Source organism: Roseofilum sp. Guam, assembly GCF_017746735.1.
Taxonomy (GTDB): domain Bacteria; phylum Cyanobacteriota; class Cyanobacteriia; order Cyanobacteriales; family Desertifilaceae; genus Roseofilum; species Roseofilum reptotaenium.
Window position 1 is genome coordinate 1 of the sequence record NZ_JAGHZN010000042.1, and the last position, 22,787, is coordinate 22,787.

Annotated in this window: 24 protein-coding genes and 1 pseudogene; 8 read left to right on the top strand and 17 right to left on the bottom strand. The window is 45.4% G+C overall.

What is annotated here, in order from left to right:
* Positions 1–145 precede the first annotated feature (145 nt).
* The 7 genes and pseudogenes from J7529_RS16685 to J7529_RS16715 form a co-directional block, all read right to left on the bottom strand.
* Positions 146–385 (bottom strand): DUF86 domain-containing protein, encoded by a 240-nt coding sequence (locus tag J7529_RS16685; RefSeq protein WP_318729922.1) that lies wholly within the window; start codon positions 383–385, stop codon positions 146–148.
* Positions 372–749, bottom strand: a complete 378-nt coding sequence (locus J7529_RS16690; protein ID WP_318729923.1) for a nucleotidyltransferase family protein — start codon at positions 747–749, stop codon at positions 372–374. Before J7529_RS16690 ends, J7529_RS16685 begins: the two co-directional genes overlap by 14 nt.
* 36 nt (positions 750–785) lie before the next feature.
* On the bottom strand, positions 786–1,121 hold the full coding sequence (locus J7529_RS16695; protein WP_318729924.1) for a XisI protein: 336 nt from the start codon (positions 1,119–1,121) through the stop codon (positions 786–788).
* Positions 1,109–1,525: pseudogene (locus tag J7529_RS16700) on the bottom strand (element excision factor XisH family protein). The gene J7529_RS16695 and the pseudogene J7529_RS16700 overlap by 13 nt, the downstream one beginning before the upstream one ends.
* A 110-nt stretch (positions 1,526–1,635) precedes the next feature.
* Positions 1,636–1,923 (bottom strand): type II toxin-antitoxin system RelE/ParE family toxin, encoded by a 288-nt coding sequence (locus tag J7529_RS16705; protein WP_318729925.1) that lies wholly within the window; start codon positions 1,921–1,923, stop codon positions 1,636–1,638.
* On the bottom strand, positions 1,920–2,156 hold the full coding sequence (locus tag J7529_RS16710) for an addiction module protein (RefSeq protein WP_318729926.1): 237 nt from the start codon (positions 2,154–2,156) through the stop codon (positions 1,920–1,922). The genes J7529_RS16705 and J7529_RS16710 overlap by 4 nt, the downstream gene beginning before the upstream one ends.
* A gap of 236 nt (positions 2,157–2,392) precedes the next feature.
* The gene (locus J7529_RS16715) at positions 2,393–2,680 is read right to left on the bottom strand and encodes a type II toxin-antitoxin system Phd/YefM family antitoxin (protein WP_318729927.1); all 288 of its coding nucleotides are present in this window, start codon (positions 2,678–2,680) and stop codon (positions 2,393–2,395) included.
* Positions 2,681–2,848: 168 nt separating this feature from the next.
* On the opposite strand from J7529_RS16715, the gene clpB reads away from it, so the two are divergent.
* The 3 genes from clpB to hpsE (J7529_RS16730) are packed head-to-tail and all read left to right on the top strand — an operon-like array spanning position 2,849 to position 7,472.
* Positions 2,849–5,497 (top strand): ATP-dependent chaperone ClpB, encoded by a 2,649-nt coding sequence (gene clpB, locus J7529_RS16720; protein ID WP_413038907.1) that lies wholly within the window; start codon positions 2,849–2,851, stop codon positions 5,495–5,497.
* 11 nt (positions 5,498–5,508) lie between these two features.
* Positions 5,509–6,483: a hormogonium polysaccharide biosynthesis glycosyltransferase HpsE gene (gene hpsE / locus J7529_RS16725; protein WP_318729929.1), complete on the top strand. Its 975-nt coding sequence runs from the start codon at positions 5,509–5,511 to the stop codon at positions 6,481–6,483.
* 14 nt (positions 6,484–6,497) lie between these two features.
* Positions 6,498–7,472: a hormogonium polysaccharide biosynthesis glycosyltransferase HpsE gene (gene hpsE / locus J7529_RS16730; RefSeq protein WP_318729930.1), complete on the top strand. Its 975-nt coding sequence runs from the start codon at positions 6,498–6,500 to the stop codon at positions 7,470–7,472.
* A gap of 216 nt (positions 7,473–7,688) precedes the next feature.
* On the opposite strand, the gene secA is transcribed toward hpsE (J7529_RS16730), so the two are convergent.
* Positions 7,689–10,517, bottom strand: coding sequence for a preprotein translocase subunit SecA (gene secA / locus J7529_RS16735; RefSeq protein WP_271937612.1), 2,829 nt, complete (start codon positions 10,515–10,517; stop codon positions 7,689–7,691).
* 149 nt (positions 10,518–10,666) lie between these two features.
* Positions 10,667–11,689 (bottom strand): DMT family transporter, encoded by a 1,023-nt coding sequence (locus J7529_RS16740; protein ID WP_318729931.1) that lies wholly within the window; start codon positions 11,687–11,689, stop codon positions 10,667–10,669.
* 201 nt (positions 11,690–11,890) lie between these two features.
* Here J7529_RS16740 and J7529_RS16745 point away from each other — a divergent pair, with 201 nt between their 5' ends.
* Genes J7529_RS16745 through J7529_RS16760 form a run of 4 tightly spaced genes read left to right on the top strand, consistent with a single transcriptional unit; the run spans position 11,891 to position 15,613 of the window.
* Positions 11,891–12,838 carry a LysR family transcriptional regulator gene (locus tag J7529_RS16745; protein ID WP_271937615.1) on the top strand — a complete coding sequence of 316 codons (948 nt, stop codon included), beginning with the start codon at positions 11,891–11,893 and terminating at the stop codon, positions 12,836–12,838.
* Positions 12,839–12,867: 29 nt separating this feature from the next.
* The gene (locus J7529_RS16750; protein WP_318729932.1) at positions 12,868–13,944 is read left to right on the top strand and encodes an anthranilate phosphoribosyltransferase family protein; all 1,077 of its coding nucleotides are present in this window, start codon (positions 12,868–12,870) and stop codon (positions 13,942–13,944) included.
* A 34-nt stretch (positions 13,945–13,978) separates the two neighbouring features.
* Positions 13,979–14,428: a universal stress protein gene (locus tag J7529_RS16755; protein ID WP_318729933.1), complete on the top strand. Its 450-nt coding sequence runs from the start codon at positions 13,979–13,981 to the stop codon at positions 14,426–14,428.
* A gap of 27 nt (positions 14,429–14,455) precedes the next feature.
* Positions 14,456–15,613, top strand: coding sequence for a GTPase family protein (locus tag J7529_RS16760; protein ID WP_318729934.1), 1,158 nt, complete (start codon positions 14,456–14,458; stop codon positions 15,611–15,613).
* Between the two features lie 178 nt (positions 15,614–15,791).
* Here J7529_RS16760 and petE read toward each other — a convergent pair whose 3' ends face one another.
* From petE to J7529_RS16775, 3 genes are all read right to left on the bottom strand, one after another.
* The gene (gene petE / locus J7529_RS16765; protein ID WP_413038905.1) at positions 15,792–16,169 is read right to left on the bottom strand and encodes a plastocyanin; all 378 of its coding nucleotides are present in this window, start codon (positions 16,167–16,169) and stop codon (positions 15,792–15,794) included.
* Positions 16,170–16,469: 300 nt separating this feature from the next.
* Complete coding sequence (locus J7529_RS16770; RefSeq protein WP_318729936.1) at positions 16,470–16,886, bottom strand: VOC family protein; 417 nt, start codon at positions 16,884–16,886, stop codon at positions 16,470–16,472.
* A gap of 11 nt (positions 16,887–16,897) precedes the next feature.
* Positions 16,898–17,407 carry a TIGR02652 family protein gene (locus J7529_RS16775; protein ID WP_318729937.1) on the bottom strand — a complete coding sequence of 170 codons (510 nt, stop codon included), beginning with the start codon at positions 17,405–17,407 and terminating at the stop codon, positions 16,898–16,900.
* A 171-nt stretch (positions 17,408–17,578) separates the two neighbouring features.
* Between J7529_RS16775 and J7529_RS16780 the strand changes: the two genes are divergently transcribed.
* A complete protein-coding gene (locus tag J7529_RS16780; RefSeq protein WP_318729938.1) occupies positions 17,579–18,124 on the top strand; it encodes a gamma carbonic anhydrase family protein in 546 nt (181 codons plus the stop codon).
* Here the strand turns inward: J7529_RS16780 and J7529_RS16785 are convergent.
* From J7529_RS16785 to fabD, 5 genes are read right to left on the bottom strand one after another with little or no spacing between them, the layout of a single operon-like run.
* Positions 18,108–18,893, bottom strand: a complete 786-nt coding sequence (locus tag J7529_RS16785; RefSeq protein WP_318729939.1) for a sulfite exporter TauE/SafE family protein — start codon at positions 18,891–18,893, stop codon at positions 18,108–18,110. The two genes, J7529_RS16780 and J7529_RS16785, sit on opposite strands and share 17 nt — an antisense overlap.
* A complete protein-coding gene (locus J7529_RS16790; protein WP_318729940.1) occupies positions 18,890–19,864 on the bottom strand; it encodes an acetamidase/formamidase family protein in 975 nt (324 codons plus the stop codon). Before J7529_RS16790 ends, J7529_RS16785 begins: the two co-directional genes overlap by 4 nt.
* 44 nt (positions 19,865–19,908) lie before the next feature.
* Complete coding sequence (locus tag J7529_RS16795) at positions 19,909–20,889, bottom strand: Gfo/Idh/MocA family oxidoreductase (protein ID WP_318729941.1); 981 nt, start codon at positions 20,887–20,889, stop codon at positions 19,909–19,911.
* A 12-nt stretch (positions 20,890–20,901) separates the two neighbouring features.
* A complete protein-coding gene (locus tag J7529_RS16800) occupies positions 20,902–21,798 on the bottom strand; it encodes a phosphate ABC transporter substrate-binding protein (protein ID WP_318729942.1) in 897 nt (298 codons plus the stop codon).
* A gap of 8 nt (positions 21,799–21,806) precedes the next feature.
* Positions 21,807–22,688 carry an ACP S-malonyltransferase gene (fabD, locus tag J7529_RS16805; protein WP_318729943.1) on the bottom strand — a complete coding sequence of 294 codons (882 nt, stop codon included), beginning with the start codon at positions 22,686–22,688 and terminating at the stop codon, positions 21,807–21,809.
* Between the last annotated feature and the right edge of the window lie 99 nt (positions 22,689–22,787).

The window sequence follows — 22,787 nt, forward strand, 5'->3', positions numbered from 1 at the left end:
TATCTTAATTCGTCGGGGCATTGCTTTGCTTGGACACTCTTCATTTATATCGTAACTTATTCATCGGACTTGATATGATTGCAATACCGCAGGAAGCTCTACCTCAATAATTTGTCTAATAATATCCAATTTAGGATCGTCATATTCATGCACAATAAATATCACGTAAACCAGCCATTTTCCTCCAAGTAATTTCTGGATTCCGAGATCGGAATTCATGGGATAGAGGCTTAGTCGCTTCATCGATAATCATTAATCGACGAATAACTGTATCTTGATCTTTTGTGTTTTGTTCAAAATTTTCCCAATTCGTCGATTGAAGATACTCAAAGATTAAGTGAATTGAATCAACAATATCAAGAATCGATTGTTTATCTCTTTCCATAAATCACCTGCGCTGATTCCAGGATTGATTTACGTCTTAACCAATTACGACTTTTCCCAATACCCTGCTTACTGACCAAATCAACCTTTCGGCAGAATAAACGTTCTAGCTCTTTCTGGATATCCCAAAAATCAAATCCATAAGTGACTCCTGGATCGAAAACATACAGTAGATCGATATCACTGGGATCATTGTCTGCTGACCGAAAATCGTCCCGTAGTACCGATCCAAACACTGATAATTCTATAATTTTCCACTTCTGGCAAAATGCCACAACTTGTTCCGGAGTGACTTGCAACCGTTTGTAAATTTGCGCGATCGGTATATTAATCTGCCCCAGTTGTGGTTCAAGATTGGTTTCCATCCACAATTCTCTCCTAATCTTTATAGAATAATCGATCTAATTGACTGCAAATTCGGTATAACGTCGGATATGGGGAAGATAAAATCCTAGGACAATTTTATTTTGGGGAATTCCGGCTCTGAGTAAATCATCGGCGATGCCATCTTCTAAACCATCCTCATGAATCCAAATTTTATCTCCAACTACTTCTAGATGAACAATACAACTATGGACTCGCTTTCCTTTCAGTTCTCCGACGGTTAACAATACATAATTCTGGCGATCTTCCCCAATCACCAGTTTGCGCTCTAGTTTCCCATGGGCATAGGGCAGTTTGGCATATTCTACCAGAATGTTTTTAATGACTTCATAATAACGATCTAGGGAATCCATTGCACAATCACCTCCTGCTGTCCATCGAAAACCATTAGATTTAGCCGTTTTTTTCTTAATAGAACTTCCCCAATGGGTTCTGTGAAAATCTCTTCAAATGCATCTTCTGAGAGGGCAAGATAGAGAGTTCTATCTGGATCTGTTTCTTGCATAATATCATAATAGAGAATATATTGTCCTAACGCCTTTTCTAGATCGTTAATCCGGGATTTTCCAATAAAGCTTTTAACTTCGACAGCAATCTTTTGGTTGTCCTTCTCTGCCTACAGCAGTTTCTCGGCTCCTAAATCAACAAACAAGTCTTTTCTACCGATAGTCAAAATGTAGGGATCGTTCGTAATATTCCATCCGTCCTTGATCAAGGCATTTTTTACCGTATCGTGATAAATGTCTTTAGCAGGCATCATTGACCTCTTGTTTTAAGCATCGCGATCAATCTCATGGAGTATGGTTAACACTGTAGCAAAAAACAAAACTCTAGCCTGTCTTGAAATCGTTTCTGGAATCTCTAAAGTCAATTTTCCCAGTAATGGGGTTTGCGTTGCCAGTGCATCACCGCCATAATTAAGATTCTGTCTTCTTCTTGGATTTGATAAATAATACTATAAGGAAAACGGCTGATACGGCAACATCGTGTATTTGCTGATAAAAACGACCAGGCTTCAGGGAACTGTTTGATACGATCTAAAGTGCGATCGAATTCATCTAAAAAAGCATCGCCCAAATCAGGATTGATATTGTCGTAGTAGCTAACAATATCATTTAACTCTTGTCTAGCGGCGGGATGAAAATCATAAATCATTTCTGATGCCTTTCCCGCAATTCCTGAATAACCTGTGACCCAGAAATGGGTGTTACTCGACTTTCCTGAATATCTAACACTCGTTTTTCGGCTTCTTCTGCCCAGGCTTCATTGATTTCATTTTGTTCGACTGCATCAAGACTGTTTAATAGCTGTTCTGCTAACATCACTCGTAAATGGGGAGACAAGTTGATAGCAGCGCTCAAAACATCATTGTAAGTTGCATTAACCATAGAAGTGTCTGGATCGGATACGCTTTTTGAATTATAGCATTCAGATCGGGATAGCCATTGTGTGAATTTGAACGATATGGCTGCTTATCCTGCCGACCTTACTGAGATTAGGGAAATTCTCAAGTGTCAGCATAATTTCATAGCATCCCCGAACCCAGCGATAAGATTGATTGGGGATATTTTACTGGAGCCAAAGAAAGATATTTTATATATCTTGGTTTGCCGTAGGAGATATTTCAACTCGGTAGGTCATATTTTTGCTGAAACTCTTCCCATGCTTGACGAATCGAAATTCCCTGTCCTTGCTCAAATTCTTCTAAGCTTTTCCGAATTCCGACTATTGTTTCTAATGATTCTAGTTTGTCGAGCAGGTTTTGATAACTTTCAGCATCTTGCAGCACAGCCGCAGCTTTGCCATCAATGGTAATCACAATGGGTGTTTTATCGGTTTTTAACTCGTCAAGAATGGCTGGAACGGCTTCTTGAACTTGATCAAGGGAACGAGTGCGAGAAAGATTAAGCATGGTTATTGATCTCATTGAGTATAGTTAATACGGTAGCAAAAGAGCATCTTGCCTTATTCCCTACGCCCTACTCGCCACACCAGTTTGCCCGGAGCCTGGTATCTTAATCCAGGAGTTCATCATTATAATAGTAAGCTTAAAGCGCGAAGATCGCCAATTACCCTAACCATGCAGCCAACTGATTCATCAAAATTTACCAATAAAGCTTGGGAAGCCATTGTCAACTCTCAGGATGTCGCTCGTCGAGGGAAACATCAGCAGTTGGAAGTCGAGCATGTGGCGATCGCCCTTTTGGAGCAAGGAGGACTGGCAAAAACTATCCTAGAAAAGGCGGGAATTGAGCCAGGGCGCTTATTACAGCAACTCAACCAGTTTGATAGTCGCCAGAAAACCACCTACAATGTTGATCAACTTTATCTCGGTCGCAGTTTGGATAAGCTCCTCGATGAAGCCGAAACTGCCCGCCAAAGTTGGAATGATGAATATATCTCCGTCGAGCATATTTTACTGGCTCTTGCCGAAGATCAACGGATTGGCCGGGAATTGGTGCGTCGGTTTAACCGCACCCGCACCCAACTCGAACAAACGATCAAAGACATTCGCGGCAGTCAGACAGTCTCGGATCAAGCCCCAGAAAATAGCTACAACGCTCTGGAGAAATACGGGCGAGATTTGACAGAATTGGCGCGATCGGGCAATCTAGACCCCGTTATCGGGCGGGATGAGGAGATTCGGCGGGTGATACAAGTCCTCTCCCGCAGACGGAAAAATAATCCGGTACTCATTGGGGAACCGGGAGTGGGAAAAACGGCGATCGCCGAAGCCCTAGCCCAGCGTATTGTTAATAATGAAGTACCAGAGTCTCTCAAAAACCGGCAACTGATCACCCTAGATATGGGGAGTTTAATCGCTGGAGCCAAATATCGGGGCGAATTTGAAGCCAGACTGCGGGCAGTTTTGCGGGAAGTTACCCACTCCGAAGGACAAATTGTCCTCTTTATCGATGAGCTACATACCGTAGTCGGAACCGGTTCCGGACAGTCGAGTGCCATGGATGCCTCCAATTTACTCAAACCCATGTTAGCGCGGGGCGAGTTGCGCTGTATTGGAGCAACGACTCTGGATGAATACCGCAATTATATTGAAAAGGATGCGGCTCTAGAGCGTCGCTTCCAACAGGTTTATGTCGATCAACCCGGTGTCGAAGATACCATTTCCATTCTGCGGGGGTTAAAAGAGCGCTACGAAGTCCACCATGGAGTCAAAATTACGGACTCGGCTCTGGTAGCAGCAGCCAAGTTATCAAACCGGTATATTACCGACCGCTTCTTACCCGATAAGGCGATCGATTTAGTCGATGAAGCAGCCGCTAAACTGAAAATGGATATTACCTCTAAACCGGTGGAACTGGAAACTAGAGATCGCCGGATCATGCAGTTAGAGATGGAAAAACTCTCTTTGGATGGGGAACAAACCAAAGAACCCCAAGAAAGAGTCAGACGCATTGAGCAAGAAATTACCGAACTCAAGCAAGAACAGAAAGAATTAAACGATCAATGGCAAGGGGAAAAACAATTGATCGATGATATTAATATCCTCAAAGAATTAGAAGACCAATTGCGCGTGCAAATTGAACAAGCAGAACGGGCTTATGATTTAAATCGGGCAGCACAACTCAAATATGGAAAATTAGAAAAAACGGAACGGGAGCGGGAAACTAAAGAAGGGCAACTGCAACAGCTACAGGAACAGGGATCAGCCCTATTGCGCGAACAAGTTACAGAAGCTGATATTGCCGAAATTGTTGCTAAGTGGACCGGTATTCCCGTCAATAGTTTACTAGAGTCCGAAAGGCAAAAACTGCTCCATCTAGAAGCTTATTTACATCAGCGTGTAGTCGGTCAACATGAGGCCGTACAGGCCGTTTCTGAAGCCATACGCCGCGCTAGAGCAGGGATGAAAGATCCCGGTCGTCCCATCGGTTCGTTCCTGTTCATGGGGCCGACAGGGGTGGGAAAAACGGAATTAGCCAGATCCTTGGCCGCCAGTTTATTCGACTCGGAAGAAGCCATGGTTAGAATTGATATGTCCGAGTATATGGAGAAACACGCCGTTTCTCGCTTAGTCGGTGCGCCTCCAGGATATGTGGGATATGAGGAAGGGGGACAACTGAGCGAGCAAGTCCGCCGTCGTCCCTATTCCGTGGTGCTATTAGATGAGGTGGAAAAGGCGCACCCGGATGTGTTCAATATCTTGCTGCAAGTCCTCGATGATGGACGAATTACGGACTCCCAAGGACGGATGATTGATTTCCGCAATACGGTGATTGTGATGACCAGTAATATTGGATCGGAGCATATCCTGGATGTTTCTGGTGATGATAGCCAATATGAGGAGATGCGCAAACGGGTACAAAAGGCACTCCGCAAACAGTTTCGACCGGAGTTTCTCAACCGCGTTGACGATCTGATCCTCTTCCATGCCTTGGGTAAAGGAGAATTGGGTAGTATTGTCCATATTCAACTCAAACGCACTCAGCAGTTGTTAGCGGAACAAAAGATTACGCTGGAAATTACTCCGGCTGCGGTTGACCATCTGGTAGAGGCAGGCTACGATCCGGTCTATGGGGCCCGTCCCCTAAAACGGGCGATTCAAAAACAGGTGGAAAATGCGATCGCCACCCGAATTTTAGACAATAGCTTCATTGAAGGAGATGCTATTAAAATTGATTGCCAAGAGGGTGCACTCACCTTCGGTAAACTCAGCGATGTAATCGTATCTCCAGAACCCGAACCCGTTGCCTCGATCTCCGAGTAAAGAGAGGAAAAATGTCTGTACAATTTACAGTTGCTATCCCCACCTATAATGGCGCAAACCGGTTTCCAGAAGTTTTGGATAAATTGCGCCAACAAACGGGTATCGATTCCCTGACCTGGGAAATTATCCTAGTTGATAATAACAGTACGGACAAGACGAAACAAGTTTTTCAAGAGTACCAAAACAATTGGGATTTAGACATTCCCTTGCGCTATGTCTTTGAGCCACAACAAGGACTTGCTTTTGCTCGACAATGTGCCTTTCAAGCAGCGCAAGGAGAGTGGGTAGGTTTTCTTGATGACGATAATTTACCCTATCCCAATTGGCTGATTTCAGCTTACCAATTTGGGCAAGCACATCCTAAAGCGGGAGCATTGGGCAGTCAGGTTCACGGTTTATTTGAATCTCCTCCTTCAGAAGAGCTTAAACCCCTCCTACCTTATTTAGCTCTGGTTGAACGAGGTTCTAAACCCCGACTCTACTCTCCTCGAAATAACCTCCTTCCTCCAGGTGCTGGTATTGTCATTCGCAAACAAGCCTGGTTAGAAAGTGTGCCGGAAAAATTAACCTTAAGCGGAAGAATCAACGGTAAGTTTATTAGTGGTGAAGATTTAGAGCTATTATCCTACATTCAAAACAAAGGCTGGGATATTTGGTACAATCCAGCGATGGAATTGGATCATAAAATTCCTCCTTGGCGTTTAGAACGAGACTATTTAATTCAGATGTTTCGGGGAATTGGTCTGAGTCGATATGTTACTCGTACCTTGAAAGCTAAGGATTGGCAGAGGCTTGTGATTTATCCTTTCTATATGATCAATGATACCAGAAAGCTTGTGATGTTGCTATTGCGCTACCGAGATCGCGTCCAATCTGATATCGTTGCAACCTGTCAATTAGAAATTCTCCTCAATAGTTTGAGGAGTCCATTTTATTTGTGGATGCAAGGGTATTTTAATAAGACAATTGATAGGTCTAAAGTTTGAGAGATTCATTACTTATGACAGTAGATTTTACCATTGCAATTATTACTTATAATGGAGCCACAAGGATTCCAGAAGTTTTAGAGTGTTTATTGAAGCAAGAGATAAACTCTATCAACTGGGAAGTTTTAGTGGTTGATAATAATAGCGAGGATAACACTCGTGAAGTCGTTTTGCAATATGGGAAAACTTGGCGTACAGATAGTCAGCTTCGTTATACATTCGAGAGTCGTCAAGGGGCAACTTATGCCCGATATCGTGCGGTAGCAGAAGCCAATAGTAAAAGTTTAATCGGGTTTCTAGATGATGATAATTTACCGAAAGAAAATTGGGTTGCAGAAAGTGTTGATTTTGGCATAAAAAATCCCAATATTGGTGCGTATGGTGGAATCATTCATGCCCAACTGGATATCGATCCCCCCAGTTATTTTCGCCAGATGAAAAACTATCTGACCATATGCAATCGCGGTTCTAAACCTTTCCAATATAAACGCAGTCATAAGATTCGCAGAATTCCCCCTGCACCCGGTGTGGTGATTCGTAAAGAGGCTTGGCAAGAGGCGATGCCTTCCCCAGAAAAATTGTTAATTTCAGGACGAGATCCAAGGACAATGGCTGCGGGTGAAGATGCAGAAATGATGTTTTATCTCCAAAATAGTTCCTGGGAAGTTTGGCATAATCCCCAAATGGAGATTTGGCATCATATCTATGCTCACCGCCTACAAGAAGACTATCTTCTAAAGCTAGCTAGAGGTTATGGTTTATCCAATCATTTAACTCGTTTAGCGCGATATTATCCTTGGCAACGTCCCTGGTTGCAGTTGCTTCGACCTGCATACTTTATACGTGGTGGTTTAAGAGTAATGATGTTTTATTACAAAAATCGACATGATTTAGATCGCGACTTCTCTAAACAATGTGAGTTGCAATGCAAAATTGGCCAGATGTATAGTCCATTCTTAGAAATTTATACAAATTTGATCCATAAATAATGTTATGGCGAGAAACAAGCGTAAATTTGGATTGTATAGCAGAGAAAGAGTTAGTTAGAATGCTAAGTCATGGTTTGAGGCCATAGGCAATAGAAAATCTGCTAATTCTTCCTTGCTCTGCTATAGAAGAGAGAATCGCTATATGCCACACGATAACCTAGAAACTGAGTTTCTGGTGTATTGGGTGGAAACCCAGCTTCTTTTCACAGCTATCCTCTACACGGTTTCCTGTTGAGCGGCTGCTTTGGGTTGTCCTTGGGGTTGGAACTGGAACAGAGAATAAACCACATTCCGGCGAATGGAAATCATCATCTCTAAGAATAGTTCATAGCCTTCACTCTTATACTCAATCAACGGGTCTTTTTGTCCATAACCGCGCAGTCCCACAGACTCTCGCAAGGCATCCATTTGTTGGAGATGTTCCCGCCAAAGGGTATCAATTTGCTGGAGAATAAAGAACCGTTCTGCTTGACGCATTAACCCCGCTTGAATTTGGTCTACTTCCGCTTCTTTCAAGTCGTAAGCAATGCGGACTTGTTCGTGCAAGAAGGTTTTCATCTCCGCAAAACTCAGGTCTTGGAGTTGTTGAGGTTGCAAGTCTCTGAGTAGATAGACAAACTCTTGGACTTTACTCACCAGTTGGCCCAAATCCCATTCTTCGGCGGGTAGTTCTGGGTTAACATAGGCTTCAACAATATCGTCCATAGTTCGTTCCGCATAGGCTATCACCTGTTCCTTCAAGTCTTGTCCTTCCAAGACGCGGCGACGCTCGGCATAAATGGCTCGGCGCTGGTTATTCATCACCTCGTCATATTCAAACACCTGCTTGCGGATATCGTAGTAGTAGGTTTCGACTTTCTTCTGCGCTCCTTCCAGGGAACGGGTGAGCATTCCTGACTCAATGGGCATATCTTCTTCCACTTTGAACATCCCCATCAGACCGGCAACGCGATCGCCCCCAAAAATTCGCAGCAAGTTATCCTGTAAGCTGAGGAAAAACTTCGTTGTTCCAGGGTCACCTTGACGACCCGCACGACCTCGGAGCTGATTATCAATACGTCGGGAATCATGGCGCTCTGTACCAATGACAAACAAACCACCGAGGTTAATCACCTCGTCATGTTCTTGGTCAGTCAATTCCTCATATTCCGAGCGAATGAGATTAAACACTTCCCGCAGCTTTTGAATCACCGAGTCATTGGTCGGCGCTTTTTCTGCGGCTACCGCTACCTTATCCTCAGCCGTCAATTCCGGTAAAGAGCGCTCCCCATACTCTGCTACGGCAAAATCAACAACTTCTTTCAATTTAGCTTGGGTACTCGCCGACAACTCTGTGGGGAAAATCTTCGGGGACACCTTCCAAGTTTTCACCTTCTTATCCAAACTAAACCCTTGGGCAGCCTTCCGTTTACCCGTACCCGCCACTTTCTGCACGCCCAAGCCATCCTCATCTTCCGGCTTCACAATTCGGGGCATAAAATACTCCCGTAACTTCAACCGGGCCATATAATCCGAGTTACCACCGAGTATAATATCTGTCCCCCGTCCTGCCATGTTCGTGGCAATGGTAACTCCCCCTTTGCGCCCGGCTTGCGCCACAATTTCCGATTCCCGCTCCACATTCTCCGGCTTCGCATTGAGTAACTGATGAGGCACACTCAACCCGCTCAACAGCTCTGACAAGACCTCCGACTTCTCCACACTCGTGGTTCCCACCAGAATCGGCCGACCTTCTTGGTAAAGTTCAGAACACTCTTGTGCTACCGCTTTCCACTTCGCTTCCTCTGTTTTATACACCACATCGGCCATGTCTTTACGCCCTGTCGGCCGGTTGGTGGGAACAATGGTCACCTCTAAGTTATAAATCTTCTCAAATTCTGCTTCCTCTGTTTTTGCTGTTCCCGTCATTCCCGATAACTTGGGATAGAGTAAAAAGAAATTCTGATAGGTAATGCTAGCCAAGGTTTGGGTTTCTGGCTGAATCTCCACATGCTCCTTCGCCTCAATGGCCTGATGTAGTCCATCACTCCAGCGACGACCCGGCATTACGCGACCGGTAAACTCATCCACAATGACAATTTCATCGTCCCGGACAATATAGTTAACATCCTTAATAAACAACTCCTTAGCCTTAATTGCATTAAACACAAAATGGGCCCAAGGATCATCTGGGTTAAATAAGTCGGCAACTTGTAAAAATTCTTCAGAGGCAATATACCCGTCATCGGTTAACAGTACATTACGGGCCTTTTCATCGACTTCATAATGGCCATTACCACTTTCCTCATCTAAGGCAACTAAACCTTGGGCCAGTTGAGCCGCTCTAATATATTTTTCACTCGGCCGGTCTACTTGACCTGAAATAATCAGAGGAGTTCGTGCTTCATCAACTAAGACCGAATCTACTTCGTCAATAATGCAGAAATTAAACGGCCGCTGCACCACTTCAGCCATGGAAGAAGCCATATTATCGCGCAGATAATCAAATCCGACTTCCGAGTTAGTCGCGTAGGTAATATCACAGTTATAGTTTTTGCGGCGTTCTGAGGGGGGCATATTTTGTTGAATCAAGCCCACGCTTAATCCCAGGAATCGATGGACTTGCCCCATCCATTCCGCGTCCCGACGGGCCAGGTAGTCGTTAACGGTAATAACATGAACTCCTTTTCCGGTGAGGGCGTTTAAGTAAGCCGGAAGCGTAGCCACCAGGGTTTTTCCTTCCCCGGTTTTCATTTCTGCAATCTGGCCATCGTGGAGGACCATCCCCCCAATCATTTGTACATCGTAGTGCCGCATTCCCAATACGCGCTTGCCAGCTTCGCGCACAACGGCGAATGCTTCGGGAAGGATGTCATCAAGTAAGTCTTTTTGAGCTTGCTCAGAACCCGCTTTTTCCAAACTTTGCTTAAATTCTGCGGTTTTGCCCCTCAATTCGTCGTCCGATAGACCTTGAATGTCTTCTTCGTAGAGGCTGATGTCAGAAACGAAGGGCTGATATTTTTTGAGTTTGCGGGTGTTGGGATCACCAAACAGGTTTTTCAGCATAATCGATGTACTCTACCAGACACTTTGAGGGTAATTAAAAACTTCTCCTCATGGTATCACCTCTAAGATGGGTAATGGGTAATAGGTGATGGGTAATCACCGTATCCCGGCATTCCTATCTTCCTTATCCGCGCTAGGGAATAGGGATATTACATGCCTTTAAAGCCAACGGAGCGGTCTAGTCCAGAAGCGGATAGGGGTTTGGGAGGAGGGGAAGAGGAGAGACGGTTAAGGCCGATTTGGTTGATAATGATGGCGATCGCAATGACTGAGCCGCCGATATACTGGCCGAAGGTGGGAACTTCTCTGACAATGAGATAGGCAAAGACTATCGCAGCTAGGGGACTGAAGGCATTCACGAGGGAGACTTCGGACGCATTGCTGAGTTTGAGTCCTTTGAGCCAAAAAAATTGTCCGCCAACCACGATGATGGCACTGTAGATTAACATCCATTGCCAAATTACAGGGGCAAAAACATCGGTAAAATGAGACCAACCAAAGAGTTTGACTACGATCATGAAGAAAATTAGGGTTCCTAGGGTGGTGCGATAGAGGCTAAAAAAACCGAGAGAAATGTGTTGTAGGGTAATTTTACTGATTATAGTTGCGATCGCCGTGGCTACCGCTCCAGCAATCACTAACAATTCCCCAACTCCAATCTCGAATGCTGCCATTTCCACCATGGAATCTGAAGCAGGCGCAATGAGTACGGTTAACCCAACTCCGATAAAGCCCAGGATAGCCCCAGCAATCACCCAAAGATTGACTCGTTCTTTGAGAAATAGAACAGATAAGGCTAACGTCAGTGGCGGTTCAATTCTGCCAATCAAGATTACATTACTGACGCTGGTTTGATCTAGAGCCGAAAATATCAGGGCTGGTCCTAATGCTCCTGATAATAGGGCAATCAGGCTTAAGAATCCCCAATCTTTGCTCTTCAGTTTTTTCCAGGGATGGGTCTGGATTTCTTGACGATAGAGCAGAACTAAAATAATCAATGCCCAAATATTGCCGACCAATAAGACATTACAAAAAGAGATAGGATTTCGACCGTTAATCAGGTGTTGTTCTCCTAAGTTGATGATTTGACGCGTGACTGAACTGGAGGCAGCAAAAATCAGGGTTGCTAAGATTAAATAAATGCGTCCTGGAAGGCGATTGAGGAGATTCATAGGGAATGGGGAATGGGGTGAGGGTTGCCCTGTCGATCCTATGTTAGCGTCACTAGAATAAATTTTCTCTAAGTCATACCCATTTGGGATTTTTACTTTTTAATTTTTAATTGATCAATTGTAGTCCTAACTACCAAATATCGGTTTGATGTTCGCTAAGGTTTTAAGATAACTTAGACTTAGGGATAGGCTAGGCTGCCTATGCGTTTAGAGCAATTACAAGCATTTTTATCCGTTGCTAGAACTGGAAACTTTCAACAGGCAGCCCATGAGTGTGGGGTCACTCAATCAACGATTAGCCGACAAATTCAAGGATTAGAGGCAGATCTGGGAATGGCTTTATTTCATCGTTCTTCGATCGCCAAATTGACAGTGGGTGGAGCCGCTCTACTTCCCCATGCTCGACGCATTTGCCAAGAATGGCAAACGGCTCAACAGGAAATCTCGGAACTCTTAGCAGGAAAGCAACAGGAACTGTGTGTTGCAGCCATTCCTTCCCTTTGTTCGTATGGTTTACCCCTCGTTTTACAGCGATTTTGTTGGTCTCATCCAGATGTTCAGTTACGAGTAACAGCTTTAGGGAGCGATCGCGCCTTGAAAGTGCTTAAAGATGGTTTAGTAGACTTAGCGCTCGTTATGCAAAATCGTTTTTTAACCACTAGTGCTGAGTTAGTGGTCGATCCCCTCTTTGAAGAAACTATTGCTGTGTTAATGGCAGCCGATCATCCTTTATGTCAAGAACAAGGGTTATCTTGGGAAGCGATTTCCCACTATCCGCAAGTGCTATTTAAGGATGGATATGGAATGCAACGACTGGTTCATGAGCAGTTTAGCAAACACAATCTTCACTATCGAGTCGTTTTAGAACTGAATACCTTAGACGCTTTTCGAGGTGTGATTCGCCAAGGAGAATTCCTGGCTATTTTACCTGAATCAGCAATAAGATTAGCCTGTGAAGATCCCGGCGTGATTTCCTGTCCCCTACAACCGAGTGTTCATGATGGGGGAAAACCTCTAACGCGTAATGTGGTGTTAGTCACCACTAAAGATCGGCTACAAATTCCCCCTATTGAAAAGTTTCGTACCTTAGCCCTAGAATGTATTCCGCCTCAATTTGCTCGACAAGCGACAATCGCAAGTGGAAGATAAATTAGGTAATCGGTAATAGGGAATAAATTATGAGTCATTCTTTCCGAGAACTGTTAAAAAAAGTAGGGAGTGGCCCCCATACTGGAAAACTACTCACTCGCACAGAGTCGGCGCAAGCCGCACGACAGATGCTACTTCAAGAAGCCACACCTGCTCAAATTGGTGCATTTATGATTGCTCACCGAATGAGACGACCGACACCAGAAGAGTTAGCTGGAATTTTGGATACTTATGACGAGTTGGGTCAAAAATTAAGTCCACGTCAGGACGGAGAAAAGGTAGTGCTTCTGGGAATTCCCTACGATGGGCGATCGCGCTTAGTTCCAGTCAATATCATTACCGTCCTCATGCTCAACACCGTGGGTATCCCCGTGATTCTCCATGGAGGAACTCGGATGCCCAGTAAATATGGCATTCCCCTGATTGAGCTGTGGAAAGGCTTAGGCGTAAATTGGGAATCACTTTCCCTAGATCAAACTCAGGAGATTTTTAACCAAACGGGTTTAGGATTTGTTTATCTACCTCAGCATTTTCCGAGAGCTGATAGTTTAGTTTCATTCCGGGAAGAAATTGGTAAACGGCCGCCTTTCGCAACCATTGAACTGATGTGGTGTCCCTATTCTGGGCCCGTTCATCTAATGACTGGGTACGTGCATCCTCCGACAGAAACCCTATTTAAACGAACTTTGGCTCTACGTGGGATTGAGCAACTGACGACCATCAAAGGCTTAGAAGGAAGTTGCGATCTCCCTCTGTCTCGGACAGCTATTACCGGACTCAGTGGCGATCGCTCTGTTGAGATTTCAGGGACTGAGAAGCCAGAAATTGTTCTCGAACGCTTCTGTATAAACTGTCGAGACTATGGATTGACTCCATCCGACCTGTCCTTAGAATCAGAAGAGATGGCGATCGCTTCCCTAAATGCCATTTTAGACCATCAGCCCACCCCTCTCTTAAACTCTGCAATCTGGAATGGTGGATTTTATCTCTGGCGCTGTGGGTATTGTGATAGCGTAGAGACGGGTTTATCCATGGCGAAAGATCTCCTCTCTGGAGACCAGATCGCTAAAACTCTGGATAACCTGCGTAAACGGGTCAATCCTTAAGCCATAATCCTATTCTTTATGATTCGGTTTCTCTATGAAAAAGATAGTTGTTGCCCTAGATTTTTCTGACCAAACCTCTGAAATTCTCGCCCATGCTCAGACTTTTGCCCAAATCTTCCAGAGCAAGCTATGGCTCATTCATGTGGCCGATCCAGAACCAGAATTTATCGGTATGTCCACCGGGCCTCAAGACCAAAGAGACCGTCTGGCCGAAATCTACAAAAATGAACATCATCACATTCAAGAAGAAGCTAAATCGCTACGGGATCAAGGATTTGAGACAGTGGGGTTATTAGTTCAAGGCCAGACTGTGCCAGCCTTGTTAAAAGAGGCGGAAAAATTAGGCGCTGATTTAATTATTGTCGGTTCCCATGGGCGCAGTGGTCTGCAAAAATTTCTCTTAGGGAGTGTGAGTCAGGAAATTTTGCCTAAAGCTCCCTGTCCAGTTTTAGTGATTCCTCCCAAGGAAGAACTTGCACAGTAAGTTTTGAGAAAATTTTGGGAAATATCAATGCTCAAGTGGTTTAGGGTGAGTGAGGAGCAAATTGCCCAAATTCTGGATCGGGTGCGCTCAGAGTTACCAACGACAGAAGCACTACTGATTGGGAAACCGCAAACGGGGAAAAGTTCGATTGTACGGGGACTAACAGGGATTTCTGCGGAAATAGTCGGTCAAGGTTTCCGTCCCCATACCCAACATACCGAGCGCTATGCTTATCCTTCGGAAGATTTACCCCTACTGATTTTTACAGATACAGTGGGGTTGGGGGATGTCGAGCAGGATACGGAGCAGATTATTGAAGAGTTGGCCCAGGAGTTGGAAGGGGAGGCAGTTGGCGCAAAAGTATTGATTTTAACCGTTAAGATTAATGATTTTGCCACAGATAGTCTGCGTCAAGTGGTGCAAAAACTGCGTCAAAAGTATCCTCAAGTTCCGTGTTTATTGGCAATTACCTGTTTGCATGAGCTGTATCCTCTGGATGTGGAGAATCACCCACCCTATCCTCCACAGTTTGAGTCTTTACAACGGGCAGCGTCTGCCATTGAAGAGGGATTTAAGGGCGATCGCTCCCTGGAACCGGATCGGGTGATTTTGATTGATTTTACCCTTGAGGAAGATGGGTATACGCCGGTATTTTATGGTCTGGAACAATTGCGGGATACTCTGGGGGATTTGCTACCAGAAGCTGAGTCTCGCGCTATTTATCAGCTTTTGGATCGGGGGGTGGGTAAGCAGTTAGGAAACCTCTATCGGGACGTAGGACGGCGATATATTGCTGCATTTTCAGTTATGGCGGCAACGGCGGCGGCGGTTCCTTTGCCCTTTGCGACGATGCCGGTGTTAACGGCATTGCAAGCGTCGATGGTGGGAGTATTGGGTAAACTTTATGGCCAAACCTTGAGTGTGTCTCAGGCGGGAGGACTGGTGAGTGCGATCGCCGGTGGATTTGTAGCGCAAGCCATTGGCCGAGAGTTGGTGAAGTTTATTCCAGGCTTTGGTAGTGCGATCGCCGCATCTTGGGCTGCCGCTTATACGTTTGCATTAGGGGAAACAGCTTGTGTGTATTTTGGCGATTTAATGGGTGGCAAAAAACCCGATCCCAGTAAGATTCAGTTGGTCATGCGCGAAGCGTTTCAAGGAGCAAAGGAACGGTTTAAGAATAATTAATCATTAACATTCCCTATTCCCCAACATGAAGCATGGCATCATAGTTAATTAACCGGACTTGAGATTACCCATTACCGCGCGAAGCGCTGTATAGAATTTGTCAATAAAAACCCCTCTCAAAATAGAGAGGGGAATTATTCAAGGGGGCAAGATCATTAGACTCGATTCAAGGGAGATCCTATTTAATGATCAATTTACCTTGCATTCCTGCACCGCGATGGGGTTCGCAATAGAAGGTGTAGCTTCCCAATGCCTGATCGCCAGGGATTTCAGTAGTGTAGCTGTCACCCGTTTTAAACAGAAGTTGCTTCTGAGAGAGTTTAGGTTGTCCTTCAACTACAGCGTTGTGAGGGCCAAGCTTGTTATTGATCCAAGTAATGGTATCTCCAGGAGAGGCTTCAATATTACTGGGAACAAAGACCAGCATACCGTTATCAGCACCCATTTTTACTTCAATGGTCTGTGCTGCGGCTGGTGCGAGGTTGATGCCAACGCTCAGAAGGATGGCGATCGCCACACAAACAAGAGTTCGAGCCAAAGCTTTCATAGATTTCATCTCAAAGACGATTTAACTTAAGGATTTCTTAATTTCTTATTGTACGATACTTCGGCCACTTTTGCAGATCGCACCTTACCATCGATACACTGCTTTGCTCTCTGCGTGGGGGAGAGAGAAGATATAGAACTTTGCTTGCGTTATGGCGGTATCTGTAGTAGGGGCGAAAAATTTTTCGCCCCTACAGATACCGGCATTGTAGATAAATTGTTGTGTCTCAACCTTAACCGAATTGACTATATGTCTCACTGTTGATCGAATCAACTATATGCACCAAAGCCTGTTCCCTAGCGCAAAGCACTATAATCGACGTAAAAATTCCAGAGGCAACCCATCTCTATCCGCAATAAATGTGACTTCATAAACGCGATCGCCAATCATTTGTTGCATCGGCGCTAATAAAACCTTGAGGGGAGATAGATGGGGAGAAGCCGTTACTTTTGCTTGTAAATCCTGCAACCAACTCGGTAAATCCGAAACCGAATCTGTTAAATCAAACGACAGATGATAATATCCCGTATAGTGTTCATCCCCAAAGGCATCAGCGGCTGGACGAGGTTGAGGAATCTGGATTAACTCGATCCGTCCCCCTAACCCTTCCAGCCAACAGGCTAACGTCATACCTGTAGTAAAGCGCTCCGTCACCTCAAATCCCAGGATCTCATAAAAGGCGATCGCCTCATGAATATTACCCGTGCGAATCGAAACATGGTGCATGAGACTTCTGCTTACTCAAACAAACGGAAATAAGGATAACGTACTGGTGCGCCCGGTTCCTTCTCCAAATCAAAATTAATCACTTCCCAGCACGGTTCCTCCGACGGGTCAGGACTAAATTCAACCGGCAATCCATATAATTTAGGGGGTTGGGTATCCTTACTATTGCGCCAAGTTGAATTGCGCTCTAAATAAGAATAAATCAAATCCTGATAGCGGCGAGCAATAATAATTTTAGTCGCCCGATATCCCTGAGTGTAAAGCCGGTCTAAACCCTCATGGATCTCAAAGCGAATGCCATCTGGATGGGTATGTTGTCGATACCATTGATCTTTCCAGAGTCGCCAATGACGGCCAGACTGGATATGGAGTAGCTCTTTAGTTTTCGGATCGGATTCAAACGCGCCATGACGAGGACAAAGATAGGTATCCGTCAACGTCAACGCTGGAATGGTTTGACGACAGTGAGGACACTGTATCTCTGGCCCGAAAACGGGATATTGAAACACAGGGTTGATCATGGAGCGTTTTTTGCCAGAAGAAATCGCACTTGTGTCAAGGATTGTAACACATGGCAGGTTATAGCGCTTTGTGCTGGGAACAGGGAACAGGCAATAGGGAATGGGTCAACTCAGCGTATCTATATATAATCAATACTTGTTCTGTCGTTGTCAGTTGAGTAAACATCCCATATGAATCCTTCTGAAACCCCGTTTCCCACCTACTGGGAACTCCCCGATACTTCCCCAGCAGCCTTTATTGCCTCGAATGCCACCCTAGTCGGTAATGTTCAATTAGGCTTAGGCTCTAGTGTTTGGTATGGCGCAGTGCTTCGGGGCGATGTGGAACGGATTGATATTGGAGACTATACCAATATCCAAGATGGAGCAATTTTACACGGAGATCCAGGTAAACCTACGATTCTAGAAGACTATGTTACCGTGGGCCATCGAGCTGTCATTCATAGTGCTACCATCGGCCGAGGATCTTTAATTGGTATTGGGGCCATTATTCTGGATGGCGTAACCGTGGGTGAAGGCTCTATTGTCGGTGCAGGAGCAGTGGTAACGAAAGATGTCGCGCCCTTTTCTCTGGTGGTGGGAATGCCTGCGAAGCGATCGCGAGAACTCTCGAAAGAGCAAGCTGATGATTTAATTAAACATGCCCAGAAGTATTATCAGTTAGCCCTAGTTCACGCTAATAAAGGAACAGATATAGGATTTACTGCCCCTGAATAGTCCACTGAAGCCATGCTTGCCAAAAGACATAAATCGCTAATAGTGCTAACAGTAGACGAAAGCAAAATGTAATCACTTGATCGTCCAATTTGGGCAAAAATCGGGTACTGATTTGTGCCCCCACTAATCCCCCGGTTCCTAATAAAATTCCAGCTAAGGGAACCACATTATTTTGCAGTGCATGACCGACACAAGCGGATAGGGAGGTGAGGACAATCACCCCTAAACTGATGCGAACGGCATCTTTAATGGTTTCGCCGAGCCATAAAATTTGTAAGGGAACCATAATGACTCCTCCTCCTACGCCTAAAAATCCCGCCATAACTCCGGCGATCGATCCGGTAATCATTCTCGCGAAGGTGGGATTAAACTTCGGTTTCTCAATGGTGAGTGGGTTTTGGGTAATGTTCTTGCGGACTTGCACTAAGTAGAGGTTGAGCAGTAGGAGAAGGCCGAACGAAAATAGGAGGAGATGGGAGGGAATGCGATCGGCGAAAATACTCCCGAATTGAGCGGTAATAATTGCGGGTAATCCTAAGAGTAAGACTTGAGATAATTTTAAATAACCCATGCGCCAGTTTTGCACGGTTCCCGAACTGGCAGTAATTAAAATGGAGAGGCTACTGGTGGCAACAGATTCTACGGGGGAATACCCTAATGTCGTTAATAGGGGCACTAAAACCGTTCCCCCACCAATGCCTAAAAAACCGGCTAGAATTCCGGCAAAGAGTCCTCCACTGGCTAAGAAAATAATTTGAATGGATGTCATACTGGAAAACCTTGAGGAAGCATCTTCAGGGGAAATAGGCCATGAACCCCTTTTTGCGGTCGGTTCACGACTTGGGTAATCCGAAAAGAAACGGCTAAACTACAGAGAACATAGGCTTCTTCTGGGGTGAGACCTGTGCAGTATACCAGCACCCGAATCATCTGTTCCAAGGCCTGTTCTAAGGCTTCGTCTAGGGTGGGGGCAAATCCCATGGTAATCAGGTCGGTTGGGGTTTGCGCAAGGGGGACGGGAAGGGGAAAGTTTTGATGGAGAATCACTTGAAGGGTTCCATTCATGGAGGTTTCAATGGCGGTGACGTTAACTTCGCCATCCCCTTGAGCTGCGTGACCATCGCCAACCGAGAGTAAGGCCCCAGGGACTTGGACGGGCAGAAATAGCCTCGCTCCAGCTTGCAATTCTCGATTGTCTATATTACCACCAAATGTGCCTGGAGGAATGGAAGAATGGGGTTCTGAGGGGGGAGCAACGGCTAAAATACCAAAAAAGGGCTGAAGAGGAATTTTCAGGTCTGGATGACCGGGAAAGTGGGCGGTTTGTTGGTCGAGGTCTAGGGGAATAAAGCGCAGCGCTGGATCGGGGAACTGTTGGGGTAAGGCACCCCAACCGGCACGAATGGCATTAAAACCGACGGGTAGACTGGGGGTAATGCGTTCTAGACGGATTTCTAGGATGTTGCCAGGTTGAGCGTTTTGGATGTAGATGGGGCCGGTAAGCAGGTGGGGGCCGGGGCCAATTTTGCGCTCAGGAGGGAGATGGTGACAGATGTTGAGTAGTTCTGGAGGGAAGAAGGCTTGGGGAGCGCGATCTCGTTCCTTACTCAGATAAAATCCAGTATAGGTCTCGATGTGAATGCGATCGCCCCCCTCCACCGTAAGCACTGGCGGAATTTTATCCGAAAATCCCCCCAAATGTACTGTCTCGCAAGTCGCTTTTAAGAAATGTTCTTTCATGAGTTTAGGGAATAGGCTATTTCCTCAATGTTTCATCCCTACTTTTATGAGACATTTACCGTAACTTTTTGTCCAGTTGCGGCAGATCTCTTGGCAGCGCAAGCCACTTTTAGTGCGTATAAACTAGACTGGGGATTGACATAGAGTTCTGTCCCTTCGGTTAAATAATCTAAGACTTGGCGAGTATCTTGAGCAAAGAGTCCTCTGCGAGTGCCTACGGGAATTTCTGTCGTTTTATCGAGTTGAATTAAGGCACCTCGATCGCCTTCAAATATCAGAGTGCCTTGGTGCCCATGGGCTTCGAGTTTCCGTTCGGGATGCCAAAAGACATCCCCTTTACCATAAATAATATCGGCAATTGTACCACAGGTAAAGCGGAGTTGAGCCGTACAAAAACAGCCGTGGTAATAGTCTGAAGCTTCTGGCCAATAGCAGTTTTGGGCGTAAACCGTATCCACTGTTCCTAATGCATCGGTGAAACGGTGGATACAAGAAAGAGACGCGACTAGAGGAAATCCAAAGCCCTCTTTTTGATAATTCCAGCGCTGGGGTGCAGGATGTTTAGGGGCGATTTTGCTATAGCGTAGATAGCTAATTTCTCCGAGTTGGGGTAGGGTTTGTTTAAAGGCTTGATGGAGTCCACCTAAAATTTCGATATGCTCAATATGCAGAAGTTTATGTTGGGTTTTCGAGAGTATCCAGAGGCTTTGGGCTTCCTCAAAGTTAAGCGCTAGGGGATATTCAACGACGACGTGCTTTTGAGCGGTTAAGGCGGCTTTGGCGATCGCCCCATGGTCTCGATTAATTGTACTAATCATGACCAGATCCAATTCATCAAGATCGACTAGTTCTTGCCAAGACTCTAGCATCCTTGCGCCATATTTTTGGGCAAACTCAGCCGTTTTCTGAGGATTATATCCCACCACTGCCATCAGACGACTACGGGAGTCAGCGTGTAAGGTTTCTGCCCTCAAACGAGCTGCAAATCCCGTGCCAATCAAACCGACATTCAGATCATTCTCCAATGGTTTCCCCCATCAATTCATACTTTCCACATAGCCCAAAAATGCCTTCACCGCCTCATTCGGTGGACTTTTATAGACATAGAATAAGTCGCGCGTATAGGGATAACTGGAAAATCCAGGTAACACCCCATCAATAGCCAACGCTCTCACCGTACTCTGACTAACAATTTGATCGGCTGTAGCGTAACCTATGCCATCTTCACCCAATGCCCGTAGCATGGGAGTGGTAGCATCTCGGTCTAAGGTCGTAATATTCGGGGTTGTACCGAAATTCTCCCCTTGTAGTGCTAATGCTTGAAACGTCTGACGGGTTCCACTGATTGTAGGTCGGTTAATCACTCGAATTTGACGATTTGACCCCCCAACCTCTGACCAATTGGTCATTTTTCCTTGGAAGATGTCCTTCACCTGTTGAGCTGTTAAGCCAGCAGAGAAAGGATTACTATTGCTAACGGCGATCGCAATTTGATCCCTCGCCACTGGAAACGCCATTAACCCCTCCTCCGTCTCTTGCGATGACAGGGGACGAGACACTGCCGCCACATCCAACTGTCCCATCAATATCCCTTGAATCCCCTTATCTGAACCATTCGCCTGAGTGACTACCGTGGTATTGGAAAATTGCCCTTCAAAGCCCTTTTTCAGGGTTTGATTCAGCGTCACCATACTGGTACTCCCATCAATACGAATCACCGTACCTCCTGGAACAGATATCGGTTTGACAAACTGAGGGGCTTGGCTATTATCGACAGTGGGTTGAGCAGGAGTTGATGCTCGATCCTCTGTTTCCAAATTTTCCCCAGGAGATGAAGGGGGTTGGCGCAAGAAAAACCAATAGCCTCCTCCAGCTCCCAAGATCAAAAACAGAATAATGAACAGAAATGGAGATGGGTCGCGATTTTGAGCCATAATCTCAGTTAGCCAGGAACTTGAGCTAAGGTGCCAATATTCTCTAAAGCTAACCCCGGACAAGTCCGTTTGACTAGGCCGGTCAACACATTACCCGGGCCAAGCTCAATCACTTTTTCAATCCCTTCTTCCACGAGCTTTAAGCAAGTTTCTCGCCACCGCACTGAACCGGTCATTTGCTCAAGTAAACGAGTTTTGAGAGTATTGGCATCAGTAGTGGGGGAAGGATCGACATTGGACAGAACGGGAACTTTCGCTGCTGCAAAGGAGATGGTTTCCAGAAATGCTCTAAACTTTGGCGCAGCCGCATCCATAAAGGGGGAATGGAATGCACCAGAAACAGGTAAGGGAATGGATTTTCTGAGCTTAATTTGAGCAATAACCTGATCGACGGCTTCCGGTTTCCCAGAAATCACTACTTGTTTAGCACTATTGTCATTGGCTAAGACCACATCTGGCGTTTTTTCTAGCACCTCCTGGAGTTGATTGAAGTCGAATCCAATCAAGGCAGCCATTTTACCCCCTGAAGCATTCTCCATCAGTTCCGCCCGGTGCTTAACCAATTGCAGTCCTGTGACGAAATCAAAGACTCCAGCCGCATACAGGGCAACATATTCACCCAAACTATGGCCAGCGACCAGATGGGGGGAGTGGCCTTTTTCTTGTAGCAGGTCAATCAGAATAGTCTCAATGACATACAGACAAGGTTGAGTATAAAGAGTGCGAGATAAGGTTTCTGCTTGACTTTGACAGAGGTCTAAAACTGACCATCCTAAAATTTGTTCGGCTTGAACAAAACGATCTTGTGCAATTTTGGTATCTTTAAGGTCGATACCCATACCTGTTTTTTGCGATCCTTGTCCGGGAAATAACCAAGCTGTTTTTGTCATAGATTAGTAGTAAGTAATGGATAAAGAGTAATAGGGAATAGGTTATGGGTAATGGGTCATCTCCGCGTTCCCCTATTGCCTATTGCCTATTCCCTATTG